The organism is Lawsonibacter celer, assembly GCF_014281125.1.
GTDB classification, from domain to species: Bacteria; Bacillota; Clostridia; order Oscillospirales; family Oscillospiraceae; genus Lawsonibacter_B; species Lawsonibacter_B celer.
Genome location: NZ_JACOEA010000003.1, coordinates 265,464 through 278,633 on the forward strand (window position 1 = coordinate 265,464; position 13,170 = coordinate 278,633).

Here is a 13,170-nt window from a genome sequence, read left to right on the forward strand (position 1 = left end):
ATTTATGCTGTTTGGACGATTAGCTCAGCTGGTAGAGCATCCGCTTGACGTGCGGGAGGTCACAGGTTCAAGTCCTGTATCGTCCACCAAAAAACTCCCTGTGCCTCCAATGGCTGCAGGGAGTTTTTATATTGAAAGAAGCGGCGGCGGGCCTTTTCCCGCCGCCGCTTCTTTATTCAGGAATCCAAAGCAGAGAGGTCTCTATCTGCTATTGGGTCTGACCGGGAGAAATAGCGTCTCCGGCATAATTCTTTCGAGTGGAAGGCGCGATAGTGCATACCGATTCATCGGCAGCCTGTATCCGCCCGCCTCTGTGCAGGCCCATGCGTCTTCCCAGCCAAACAATTGGGCCGGATACGGCAATTTCTCCCATGCTCTTTCAAGCAAATTTGGCGTTCAGGGATTACGTAATGGGCTGTGTTTGCGTGTCTCCAGCCTTTCCGGCACCATGCGGGACACCCCTTTTGCCTTGGATAAGCACTACACCACGATCCCCAGCTGGATCAGGATCATCACAACGATAAACACAGGCAGCCCGCCGATATAGGACAGGCGCTGCCAGTTCATAAACGCCTTCTTATAGGGAACCTTCAGGATGTTGCAGGTATTCACAATTCCCGCCGACTGCGGCGGCACGCTGGTCAGGGCGCACAGGGTCATCAGGCGATGGGAGGTGGCAGGCGTCAGTCCGCCCGCGGTAAAGAGCGCAAACGCATCGGCGCCGACCGGATTCAAACCGCCGGTAGAGGAGGCCGCGCAGAAGCTCATAACGAGGATCATCAATGTGCCGCCCAGAACGCTGGGCAGAGTGGCCAAGCCGCTCATGATGACCGTGTAGCCGGCAGCTGCCTTCAGGCAGGTACCTACGGCACTGGCGGAAGCTACGCCCATAATCTGGCCGATGCTGTTGGTGATGCCAACAGTGATGGTCTCCATAGGATTCTTGATACGGCCGGGCATCACCACAAAGCACAGAATGATGCCGACTGCCAGGCAGATGACAATATGGAGCTTAACCACGGCGGCCAGGACAATCATGACCACCAGAGGAATCACAGCCTGAACCAGGCTGGGCAGGCTGCTGGTGTCAGTATCCAGCTCGCTGTCCGCGTCAGGATCACTGGCGACAAAAGCGGCGCCTGTATCCATAAAGCCCTCGCCGTTCTTCTCAGAGCGCTTGGCATCCCAGAAAATCACCAGGAAATCGATGACGATCAGGGCGGCGGCGCAGCAGAGACCCAGCAGAGGCGCTGCGGTGACGGTAGTCCCGCAGAAGCCGGCCGCGGCAATGTTGTTCAGCTGCAGGTTGCCGGGAAGCACCATGGTAACCAGGAAGGTGGCGCCGCCATAAGTAAACATTCTCCAAGGCACATCGTTCTTTCGGTACACGTGCTTGGCAATGTCCAGCACAGTATACACGACCACGAAGCCGCTGACCCCCACATAGCTCATAATCATGTACATAATGGGCACAAATAGAGCGGTCTTGAAGCGCTTATTTTTGCTGCCCATATGCTCAATCACATGATATACCGCCAGCGCAATGCGGCGGGAACCGCCGCAGGCGGCCAGGCACTTTCCAAACAGGGCCCCCAGGGCAAACAGCAGGAAGTAAGACTTGATAAACCCGGACAGTCCGGCCAGATAGGTACCGGTGACCCCCTCAAGGATATTTCCGCCGGAGGTCAGGATAATCACAAAAGACCCGATAAAGCCGGCAATCAGCGTATTTACGCCCTTAACACAGCAGAGGATAAATACGATGAGGCCAACCACGATGCCAACCAAACTAATGATTTCCATCTATGTTTCTCCCTCCAAAAGTATAGTGTTTACTTGCTGTAGTCGTACCAGCCCTTTCCGCTCTTTTTGCCGAACTCGCCGCGTTTTACCTTTTCTTCCAGCAAGTCGTATCCGATCGGTTTGACGCCGGTCTTTTCATACTCTCTCTTCCTGGTGTCATATGCGATGTCGATACCGGTAAAATCCTGCATGCGGAAAGGCCCAAGCGGGTAGTTTAGGCCGTTTTCCACAGCAATGTCGATCTCCTGGGGGGTAGCAATCCCTTGTTCCGCAATGTACATGGCCTCGGTTCCCACCGCGCGGAGGATCCGGTTTGCTACAAACCCCTCCGCCTCTTTTCGCACCCAGATAGGGGTCTTCCCGTTGCGGCGGGCAAAGTCCATCAGCGCCTGGACGGTGTCCTCACTGGTGTGGGGTCCCTGCACCACTTCTACCAGCTTCATGACCAGAGCTGGATTAAAAAAGTGGAGATTGGCCAAGCGGGCGGGATTGTCAAGGCAGTCTGCGAAGATAGAGGAAACCATAAAGCTGGAGTTGGTTCCAATAATGGCGTCCTTTGGTGCAAGTGTGTTGAGGTCCTTGAAGAGCCGCTCCTTAACCTCTTTGTTCTCAATAATGGCTTCGACAACCAGGTCGGCGTCCGCCGCCGCATCGGCCAGGCTGGAAGTTACGGAAAAATGCTCCAGGGCGGCTTTGCAGTCCCCTTCTGCCATCTTTCCTTTGGCGATGCGTCCAGTCAGATATTCTGCCACCCAGGGCTGAAGGGCTTCACAGACGGCAGGAATGGCGTCTGTAATTTTTACCTTAAACCCATGGATCGCCGCATTCAGGGCAATTTGCTTCCCCATCTGACCGCCGCCGATTACACAAACTTTCTCAATCTTTTTCATCTTAAATCTACTTCCTTGTTTCGGATGGTTGAACTGCAGGCTGACGCATGACTTCCGCTCACTCCACGGCCCCGTCGTCATTTACAATCTCGACCGCCTGGGAGGGACAGCATTCTTTGCACAGGCCGCATGAGCTGCACAGCTCGGGGTTGATGGTCCATGCCCCGTATTGACTGATCGCCTCCACGGGGCAGACGTCCGCGCACAGGCCGCATGCAGAACACTTGGCTTTTATAATCTGATACATAATACCTCGGTCCTTACTCGCAGGTTGTGATGTCTATGCCGCTCATTGGACACAGGCGGTTTCCATGCGTCTCACATTATTTGGCGTACTTCTCGTTCCACTCCTTCTGGAGGGCATGAATCTCGTCCATGTTGAAACCGAATGTCTGGAACACCTCGTCGTTGTGCTGGCCCAGCATGGGCGGACGGCCGATATGGCCAGGCGTCTTAGACATATGGACGACCACACCGCGGCCCTTCATGTCGGTGACGGAGGTAACGTCTGCAGGAGGCTGGAAGTCAGCAATCATTCCGCGGGCCACCAGCGCGGGATCATCGCACAAGTCAGCGCCCGTCATGACCTTGGAGCAGGGAATTCCGGCCTTTTCCATGGCATCCACGGCATCTTGGATGTTGTCAAAGGTCTTGAGCCACCCCTCAATAATATCGATTACACGGCTGCGGTGGGCACAGCGCTGTGCGCCGGAGCTCAGCGCTGGATCACTCTTCAGCTCCGGTTTCCCGGCAAGGTCGAGAATGATGCCCCACAGACGATCGTTGGGTGCACAAATCACCACGCTATCGTTTTTTCCCGAAAATACGCCGTAGGGGCAGACCTGGTTATGATGGGCACCGCTGCGTTTGAACGACTTCTTGAGGGCGCTGTAGCCCTCCACATTGTTGTTGAGGGAAACCAGCGCATCCACCAGGGAGAGATCAAGGTACTGTCCCTCGCCGGTCTTTTCACGGTAATACAGGGCCTGTGCAATGGCATAAGCGCCATAGACGCCTCCCAGCAGATCCCCAAACACAAAAGAGGTCTGGCAGGGTGGCATATCCGGGAATCCGTTGTAATCCATAATGCCCGCCTTCGCCTGAGCGATCAGGTCATAGCCAGGCTTCTTCGCGTTGGGGCCGGTCTGTCCGTAAGCAGATACCGAGCAATAGACCACATTGGGGTTCAGCGCCTGAGCACTCTCGTAATCAAGGCCGAATTTTTTCATCACGCCGGGGCGGAAGCTCTCCACGATGACGTCCACCTTGGGGATCATCTGCTTGAGAAGATCAAGTCCCCTAGGGTCATTCATATCCACGGTAATGGACTTCTTTCCGCGGTTATACCACCAGTATACAAAGCCCGAGCCGTCAATCTGAGGCGCGAAGCCCCTTGTATCATCTCCGCGCACCGGGCGCTCTACCTTAATAATATTGGCGCCGAAGTCACCCAGCATGCCGGTGGCATAGGGACCCGCTACGTTATTGGTAAAATCCAGAATGGTAATATTGTCATAAACTGAGCTCATATCAAATCCTCCTTTTCACACGTGTTATGAAAAACGCCCGACCGGTACTTAGGGGGCAGTGTAGTCACAGTACCGGCCGGGCGTCCTAGCGGTGGATTACTCCGCTGCGGAAGCGTGTCCGAAGGTCAGATTAGTCGCCGTAATCCTTCTCGCTCTCGCCCTCAATGGCGCTGACACAATCGTACTCGCAGTTGCGGGTCAGTCCGGCGGCAAGGGCGGCTTTGCGCTCGTTATACCACTGCTTCTGGCAGATCATGGACATGACCTCGTTGCTGCCGGTCCAGATGGTGGCCAGAGCCAGATCGCGGATGATCTTTTCAACAGGATACACATCGGTGTAAGCAATACCACCCATGACCTGCATACAGTCGTTGGCGATTTTCTTACAGGTCTCGGTAACAAATTTTTTGGCCTGAGAGCAGAGGCGGCGCACATACTGGCCGTCCAGCTGGTCAGCAGCCTGCACCGCACGGGCGGTGGTGTAGATGTAGGAGCGGCACACGTCCAACATCTGGGCACACTCGGCCACCTTGAAGCTCACGCCCTGATAGCGGTTGATTACCTGGCCGAACGCCTTGCGTTTGGCGGTGTAGTCGGTGGCAACTTCCAGAGCAGGACGCACGGCGCCAATAGTCATGGCCGCGGTACCAAAACGTTCAGGAATCATCATCTCTTCGTAGACGTCATAGGCGCCGTTGACCTCGCCCAGCACGGCGGAGTCAGGGACCCAAATGTTGTCAAACACGACGCGGGCAGTCCCGCCGCCGTGGCAGCCCATCAGGTTGTACAGATAGTCGGTCTTGACGCCCATTTCACGCTCCACAATAAACACCGTCAGACGCTTCTTGGGACCGGCTGTAGGATCCGTGCAGGCATAAACCAGCATAATGTCGGCAGCATCACCGCCCACGATGAAGCGTTTTTGACCGTTCAGCCTCCAGCCGTCGCCATCCCTGACCGCGGAGGTGGTGGCGCCGAACAGGTTGGAACCGCCGCGGGGCTCGGTCAGGCACTCCGCTCCGAAAATCTCACCGGTGGCCAGCCGGGGCAGGTACTTACGCTTCTGCTCCTCGGTACCAAAGGAGTTGATGCAGTGGGGAACCAGGCAACCAGTCACGCCAGTGGCACACATCACGATGTAGCCCAAAGTAGCGATCTCCTCCTGGATGATAATATCATCCTCCCACTTCAGTCCCTGGCCGCCATACTCCTTGGGAATCATGGTACAAATCAGGCCATGCTTGGCAAAGTGGCGGATCAGCTCCTTCGGATACTTAATCTTCTCCTGATCCATATCCTTGATATACTGCGGATCCACCGCCTTCACTGCCTCGCGGGCGATATCACGGTATTTTTTCCCAGTCTCGCTCATCAAAAAATCATATGCCATGGTTTGTCCTTCCTTTCCTTTTCTGGTTTGGTTTGTTTTCTCTCTACCTGCAGGGCTGCGTTATTGCTTGTTCGCATCCCCTCCTTTCCGTCTATTGAAGGATTCTATCCGATCTGACCGTCGGAATCCGCCGGTCAGTGGGCGCGCTCAGCGGCTGCCTCTTCTTCCATCTCACGCACCGCCTCCTGATAGCGCAGGTAGCCGGGGGACACCTTCTCTTTGCTCATCAGCGTCATGGGGATAAGAATCACAAGGCACACAACAGCGGCTGGCCAAAGCGGCTCAATGTCGAAGGGTTTTCCTCCGAAGAACCAGGCCATTGCAACCACGCCGCCGCCCAGCATGGACCAAAAGGCGGCGTTTGCACTGACCCGCTTCCAAACAATTGCCGCGACCAAGACAATGCCGACCACCGAGCGGATCTGAAGCGCGCCCAGCAGTTGGTTAAGAATCGAAGTGGCATTCAAGCCCAGCAGAGTGGCCACGGCCGCAGCAATCAGAACCACAGTCCGTGAGCACCAGACTTGCTGTTTTTCCGTCGCCTTTGGGTTTATAAACGGCACATAGAGATCCTTTGCCACACAGCCGCCGACGATCAGCAGCAGTGCCGGACCGGAGGACCAGATTGCGGCCAGGACCGCCAGGGAAATGATGGTGGAAAACGCCGGCCCAAGATATTCTGCCATAGATACCAGCGCAGTGGAGGATGTAATATTTGGCATAACCAGCTTTGCGCAAATACCGGTGATGGCGGGCATCAGCGCAAAGGGAAACACGAGAATGCCAGCCAGCAGCGTCCCCTTAGTCGCCGCACCGCTGCTCTTGGCACTGAAAGACGCGTTGGTAATGTTAGCCGCCGCGAGGAAGGAAATGGCAGTTCCCAGCGCATTGGCCAGCGTGGTCGCCAGGGAGGGCTGTGCAAGGCTGAAGTATGTAGTGGGGAGTGCACTCTGTAGCTCCGCCCAGCCGCCGACACGGTGCACGGCCAGTATGGCAATCACCGCGGAGCCAACAAACATAATGGCACTATGGAGGATACCGACGGCGGCAATGCCGTACATACCGCCCACCATTGCCACAATCACGAAAATCGCTGTGACAATCCACGCGATCAGGGTGGTATTTTCCGTCCCCAGCAGCGGGGCCAGAATTCCAGCTGCCGCCACGGGCTGGGAGGAATAGAAAATGATATAGACAACCGCCACCACGAAGATCATCAGCACCCGGGAGCGCTGGTCAAACATGTAGCCAAAGCAGTTCGGAATGGTCATGAGGCCCCTGCGCTCACGGAAGGCACGGTAAAACTTCCGCACCAAGAGCAGAAACAGGAAGCAGCCGATGCCCATACCCCACTGGGCCCAGACGGAGGAAAGCCCTCTGTTAAAGGCTGTCTGTGCGTTGCCCACTGTGCCGGACCCGGCAACGATTTCAGAGAAGATTAGGGCGGCGATCATCATTGTGCCCAGGCTCTTATCCGCAGTCAGGTACTTTCCGGAGTCCTTGTTCCGTTTGGCAAACAAGGCGCTGATAACGGTTGTCCCAACGATATATACTAGGATTACGGCCAACGATATTATCTGCACAAAACTCACTCCAACACAATTTTTGGGGGATCTTAATTCCGCAGTTTCTGACCGGTCTTCAGGAACATCTCAATGCGTTCCTGCGTCTTGGGGTGCCGGAGCAGGTCGATAAAGCACGCCCGCTCGGTATCCAAGATCTGCTGCTCCGTGTATTCCGACGGGCCCGAGGTATCGCTGCCCGCCAGGATCCGCGCAATATGCCGGCCAATATACAGATCGTGAGGCGCAATTCTGCCCTCCTCCAGAAGCTGTTCTGCATGCGCAGCCATTTGGATGTAGGCAGCCCGGCCGGGCAGGGTCACCCGAACCTGTTCCCTGCCCGCAGGGGGACGCCCAACCATATGCCGGCACAGATCCTTGGCCGTATCTAACTGCCCGGAGGCCTCCGCGACCACCTTGTCGGCAGCGTTCAGGTACCCCAGCCTGGCGGCGTTGGCGGCATTTTGGGAGACCGTACCGAGCAGGAGCCGATCGTAGAGCGCGCAGATTTTTTCGCTGTCCTGCTCCGGGTCCAGGCCTTCCATACACAGCGCAGTCTCCTTGGTGCCGCCGCCGCTTGGGAGGAGGCCGACGCCCACCTCCACAAGACCCATATAGCTCTTCTCCCGCGCCACACGGGCATGGGCGTGAAGCGCGATTTCCAGCCCGCCCCCCAGCGTCATGCCATAGGGCGCGGCCACAATCGGCTTGCCGTAGCGCTTTACCTGGACATTCATCTGCTGGAAGTAATTCACGCTGTCCTCAAACAGATCGAACCGGTTCCTTTTAATCTTGTCCAGCATGGCACTCAGATCGGCACCGGCGGAAAAGTGCTTGCTCTCAGAGCCGATTACCATTCCGTCAAACCCGAGGAGATCCCTTTCCATCAGATCCAGAAGAAACTCCTTAATGGCAGGCGTGATGCTGTTGCCCTTGGACCGGAACTCCAGACAGCAGATGCCGCCGCCCAGATCGTGCAGCGCGGCATCCCTGATGGAAGCTGTAATTTCTGTCTCACTCAGATGGAGCATCCTGTTCCCCCCCTTTTCTCACAGCAGTTCAAACACTCCGGCAGCGCCCATACCGCCGCCGATGCACATGCTGACCAGGCCATACCTGCCGCCGTTGTCCTGCAGGTAGGACAGCGCCTTGCACACCAGGATCGCGCCTGTTGCGCCCAAGGGATGCCCCAGCGCCATAGCGCCGCCGCGGGGATTTACAATCTGCGGATTAAGCCCCAGCTCCTTCTGGCACGGGATTGCCTGAGCAGCAAAAGCCTCGTTCAGCTCAATCACATCCATGTCATTTACCGTCAGGCCAACCTGCTTCATCACCTTGGGAATAGCTTTCATGGGGCCGATGCCCATCACGCGGGCGGGCACACCGGCCACCGCGTAGCCCAGGAATCTGGCAATCGGGTGCACTCCAAGCTCAGCGGCCTTTTCTTCGGACATCAGCACTACAAAGCCGGCGCCGTCGCTGGTCTGGGAGGAGGTCGCGGCGGTCACAACACCGCCCTCCTGAAAGCAGGGCTTCAGGCCGGCCAGGCCCTCCGCAGTGGTCCCCCTCCGTATACCCTCGTCTTTGTCAAAAACCCGCTCTGTCCCGTTTCCATCCACGTAATGAACCGGGATAATTTCCCGTTCAAATGCGCCGGAATCCTGGGCCAGTTCAGCTCTTGTATGACTTATGGCCGCAGCCTCGTCCATCTCAGCCCGGGTGACGTGGTAATCCGCGGCCACGTTCTCAGCCGTAATCCCCATCGGCATATAAACCGCGCTTCCGTGTTCCACCAGCCAGGGATTGCGGAAGCTGGGGTCGGTCACCATGGGAATACTGCTCATGGACTCCACACCGCCGGCCACGATAACCTCCGCCTGTCCGGCCATAATGGCGTTTGCCGCGGTCGCAATCGCCTGAAGCCCGGAAGAGCAAAATCGGTTGACCGTTTGCCCAGGCACCTCGTCCGGCAGCTGGGCCCGCTGGGCGATGACCCGGCCCACATTGGTGCCCTGCGTTTGCTCCGGCTTGGCGCATCCGACGATCACATCGTCAATCTGCCGGCGGTCCAGCTGGGGAATCCGGTCAAGTACGCCGGACAAGACCTCAGCGGCGTAATCGACTGGATGCACTTGGCTCAGCGCGCCCTTTTTTGCCTTTCCCACTGCGGAGCGGCCATAGGCTACAATGACGGCGGTTTTCCCTTTTCTGTTCTCCAAAAATATCACTCCCAAATTTTTCGACGTTCCCTTACATATTTTTTCAAACGAAAAAATTCCTGTCGTTCTGACTACCAAGCAACTTCTGTGCCAACTTCCCCAATTCCTGTGGATCCGACCGCGCAATCCACTGGAGTTTCAACAGAAAATTCAGGATGGCCTGTGGCCAATCGGCCCGCCTGACCGGGTGCCGCCCTTCCAGAAAATTTCATCCGTGCAATTCACACAATTTCAAATTTGTAATCGAGCGCACATGCATGCAGTTTGACATTTTTCCTCGTATCTGGTAAGTTCAAAAGAAAGGTCGCCAGCGGCTGAGTCTGTCATTCAGGGGGGCATTCAGAAATGTATCGGATCGGTATCTTATCTCACTACTCAAGCATGGAAAAGGATTTTATGCATTTGCAGGGTTGGGAGGGCTGCCAGCTTATTTTTAAAATGGGTGTGCTGGATCTCGCAATTGAGGTGGCCCGCAAGATGATTGAGCAGGAACGGGTGGAGGCCATCATTGCCAACAGCAAGACGGCCGCCTTTATTCGTCCGTATCTTTCCGTACCCGTGATTCCCCTCTATCTGAAAACGTACAATCTGATCCGGGCATTTCATCTTGCAAAGACCGTGGGCAATAAGATCGCCTTTGTGGAATACGATAATGAAACACAAAAGGACGCCAGCGTCTATGATCTGGATATTGTTCAGCAAATACTGAATATCAAGGTCAATCGCTATCAGGCCGCGGATCTGTCCTTAATGCCGGAGGTCCTGGAAATCCTCATCCGCGACGGCTGCGATACAGTGGTCAGCTCAGCCAGCTGTATGATCGCTCGGGCCTCCAGGAGCGGACTGCATACCTTTTTGATGAAAACCGAAGAGGGTGATATGCAGGAAGCCATTCTCAATGCCGCCAATATGCTGAAAATACAGGCCAAGGATGCCGAGCGCCGTGATTGGCTGACCTCCATTGTGGAGAACTCCGACAGCGGATATCTGATTTTAAGCCGCACCGGACTGGTCAATCTTGTCAATGAACGTGCCACAGAGCTGCTGGAGCTTCCCGCCTCCAAGCTGGAGGGGCACCACTTTCAGTCCCTTGCGGAAAAGTATCCTGTGATTGAACAGCTGAGCCGGTGCACCAAAAAGATGGAGCTGATTAAGTATCTCGACCAGGAGCTTCTGGTTCAATATCTTCCCGTACAGTCCCAAAACTCCAATTTCATGGGCACGCTCTATGTCCTGAACAAGCTGAAAAACATTCAGGATACCGAACTGCAGGCGCGGCGTCTGCTGCTCAAGAAGGGGTTTATTGCAAAATATCAATTTCATGACATTGTCAGAGAGAGCACTCACATCAAATCTCTGATTCAAAAAGCCAAACTCTTTGCAAGGACCAACGCCCCGGTGCTCATTCACGGGGAGAGTGGGACCGGAAAAGAGCTGTTTGCACAGAGCATTCACAATGCCAGCCCTCGGGCCCGAAAGCCCTTCCTTGCAATCAACTGCGCAACGCTTCCGCCCCAGCTGCTGGAGTCTGAGCTGTTCGGCTATGAAGGGGGCGCTTTTACCGATGCGCGGAAAGATGGAAAGCTGGGCCTGTTTGAGGTTGCAAACGGCGGCACCGTCTTTTTGGACGAAATCGGCGAAATGCCGCCTGAGCTCCAGGCCAGGCTGCTGCGCGTCCTGCAGGAGAAGGAGATTCGCCGGGTGGGTGGCGACAGCAACATCGCCATTGATGTGCGCATTATCTCCGCCACACACCGGAACCTTCGGAAAGCAGTGGCAGAGCGCCAGTTCAGAGGGGATCTCTACTACCGTCTCAACATTCTCCCTTTGGAGCTTCCACCCCTCAGAAGCCGGCCGGACGATATCGCTCCGCTGATCAGTTCCTATCTGCAAAATATCTCCCTGCCCTATCCGAAACGCTTTAAAATGCCTGCGCAGTGCTTGTCTGAAATGGAACATTATGCATGGCCCGGAAACGTCCGGGAGTTGTACGCCTTCATGGAACGGCTGGTTGCCACTGCCCAAAGCGACGCCATCACAGTGCAGGCCTTTCATGATGCCTTCCGCGATTTGACTCAGCCCTCCGACGCTGCGGACCATGGGGCAGACGACAATACGATCTCCGTCCCCATTGGGACTTATCAAGAAATGAACCGCGATATTGTACTCCTGCTCCTGGAGCATTTTCACGGCGATCGCAGGGCGGTAGAGCAGACCCTGAATATCAGCCCCACAACCCTCTGGCGGCGGATTAAAGAAAAATAGTCTTTTCCACAGCAAAAGCCCCCGCAGTCTCGGGACTGCGGGGGCTTTTGCTGTGGAAAAGACGCTCTCTTCTCTGGACCGCGGGCTGCTTTTATGGTACGATATTTCCTATCAGCAAACACTCAAATTTTGGATTGAGAAGGCAGGAGTAAGAGAATGAACCCACAAGAGCTTTATCAGAAAAAGCAAATGACCGCGGATCAGCTGGCTGCCTGTATTCCGGACAACAGCGCGATCAGAACCGATCTGTTCCTGGCGCAGCCCAAAACCATCTTTGAAGCCTTAAACCGCCGCTGCCAGGCCAACAACATCCACGGCTGCTCTATCACCACCGGTCTGGAGCTCTACCCTCTTCTGTGCTACCAGGACCCCAAATATGCAGAGAATCTGCGCCCCATCTGCCAGTTCTGTTCCGGTCTCAGCCGCAAGGCCGTTAACGGCGGTCTGGCCGATTTTCTGCCCTTTACTTATTGGGACCAGCCCGCCTTGGTGCGCAACTATCTCGACACCGATGTGTTTATGGTCTCTGTCTCTCCCATGGACGCCCACGGCTACTTCAGCATGGGCGTAACCGGCTCCGCCTGTGGGGCCTATATTGAGACAGCCCGCATGATCCTGGTGGAGGTCAACCAGAAGATGCCCTACTGCGCCGCCGCACCCAAGGTTCACATCTCCCAGGTGGCGGGCGTGTGTGAGGCTGACTACCCCCTGTCCGCCCTCCCCACCGCCGAGCTGGATGAGGCCAGCCTGACCATCGGCGGTCTGATTGCCGAAGAAATCCCGGACGGTGCCTGTCTGCAGTTGGGAATCGGCGCCATTCCCGATGCGGTGGGCATGGCTTTGAAGGACAAGCACCACCTGGGCATCCACACCGAGATGCTCACCGATAGCATGATCGAGCTGCTGGAGTGCGGCGCGGCGGACAATTCCCAAAAGGAGACCTACCGGGGACAGACCGTGGCCACCTTTGCCTTTGGCTCCCAGCGCATTTACGACTATGTAAATCACAACCCGTCCCTGATGATCCTGCCGGTGGATGTAGTAAACAACCCCTACAACATTGCCAAAAACAGCAATTTCGTCTCCGTCAACGCTGCGCTGGAGGTAGACTTCCTGGGACAGGTGTGTGCCGAGACCATGGGGATCAAAATCTACTCCGGCTCAGGCGGCCAGCTTGATTTTGTGCGGGGTGCCACCATGAGTCGGGGCGGCCAGAGCTTCATCGCCTTCTCCTCCACTGCCAAGGGGGGCACGCTCTCCAAAATCAAACCCATACTGACGCCCGGCTCAGCGGTCACCACCGGCAAAAACGAGGTGGACATGATCGTCACGGAGTATGGCATCGCACGCCTGCGGGGCCGTTCCATGTCCCAGCGGGTAAAGGCCCTCATCTCCATTGCCCATCCCAAATTCCGGGATGAGCTGACCTTTGAGGCCAAACAGCGTAGCATGATCATTTGACCCCATATGCGAAGAGCCCCTGACGGCAGCTGCCGTCAGGGGCTCTTTTCC

Annotated in this window: 10 protein-coding genes and 1 tRNA gene; 3 read left to right on the plus strand and 8 right to left on the minus strand. The window is 56.0% G+C overall.

Annotated features, from left to right (window positions below):
• Positions 1–13 precede the first annotated feature (13 nt).
• Positions 14–89: transfer RNA gene (locus H9Q75_RS07915), tRNA-Val, on the plus strand.
• A gap of 391 nt (positions 90–480) precedes the next feature.
• Here H9Q75_RS07915 and H9Q75_RS07920 read toward each other — a convergent pair.
• The 8 genes from H9Q75_RS07920 to H9Q75_RS07955 form a co-directional block, all read right to left on the minus strand.
• Positions 481–1,803: a GntP family permease gene (locus H9Q75_RS07920; protein ID WP_186565870.1), complete on the minus strand. Its 1,323-nt coding sequence runs from the start codon at positions 1,801–1,803 to the stop codon at positions 481–483.
• Between the two features lie 29 nt (positions 1,804–1,832).
• A complete protein-coding gene (locus tag H9Q75_RS07925; RefSeq protein ID WP_186565872.1) occupies positions 1,833–2,693 on the minus strand; it encodes a 3-hydroxyacyl-CoA dehydrogenase family protein in 861 nt (286 codons plus the stop codon).
• A gap of 58 nt (positions 2,694–2,751) precedes the next feature.
• On the minus strand, positions 2,752–2,940 hold the full coding sequence (locus H9Q75_RS07930) for a DUF362 domain-containing protein (RefSeq protein WP_186565874.1): 189 nt from the start codon (positions 2,938–2,940) through the stop codon (positions 2,752–2,754).
• 76 nt (positions 2,941–3,016) lie between these two features.
• On the minus strand, positions 3,017–4,222 hold the full coding sequence (locus H9Q75_RS07935; RefSeq protein WP_186565876.1) for a CaiB/BaiF CoA transferase family protein: 1,206 nt from the start codon (positions 4,220–4,222) through the stop codon (positions 3,017–3,019).
• A 130-nt stretch (positions 4,223–4,352) separates the two neighbouring features.
• The gene (locus H9Q75_RS07940) at positions 4,353–5,612 is read right to left on the minus strand and encodes an acyl-CoA dehydrogenase family protein (protein ID WP_186565878.1); all 1,260 of its coding nucleotides are present in this window, start codon (positions 5,610–5,612) and stop codon (positions 4,353–4,355) included.
• Between the two features lie 134 nt (positions 5,613–5,746).
• On the minus strand, positions 5,747–7,195 hold the full coding sequence (locus tag H9Q75_RS07945) for a sodium:solute symporter family transporter (RefSeq protein ID WP_186565880.1): 1,449 nt from the start codon (positions 7,193–7,195) through the stop codon (positions 5,747–5,749).
• A 32-nt stretch (positions 7,196–7,227) separates the two neighbouring features.
• Positions 7,228–8,205 (minus strand): enoyl-CoA hydratase/isomerase family protein, encoded by a 978-nt coding sequence (locus tag H9Q75_RS07950; protein WP_186565882.1) that lies wholly within the window; start codon positions 8,203–8,205, stop codon positions 7,228–7,230.
• Positions 8,206–8,223: 18 nt separating this feature from the next.
• Positions 8,224–9,393, minus strand: coding sequence for a thiolase family protein (locus H9Q75_RS07955; RefSeq protein WP_186565884.1), 1,170 nt, complete (start codon positions 9,391–9,393; stop codon positions 8,224–8,226).
• Between the two features lie 396 nt (positions 9,394–9,789).
• On the opposite strand from H9Q75_RS07955, the gene H9Q75_RS12785 reads away from it, so the two are divergent.
• Together H9Q75_RS12785 and H9Q75_RS07965 are read left to right on the plus strand one after the other, a co-directional pair.
• Complete coding sequence (locus tag H9Q75_RS12785; protein ID WP_186565886.1) at positions 9,790–11,658, plus strand: sigma 54-interacting transcriptional regulator; 1,869 nt, start codon at positions 9,790–9,792, stop codon at positions 11,656–11,658.
• 156 nt (positions 11,659–11,814) lie between these two features.
• Entirely contained in the window at positions 11,815–13,119 is a 1,305-nt protein-coding gene (locus H9Q75_RS07965; RefSeq protein WP_186565887.1) for an acetyl-CoA hydrolase/transferase family protein, read from the plus strand.
• Positions 13,120–13,170 lie beyond the last annotated feature (51 nt).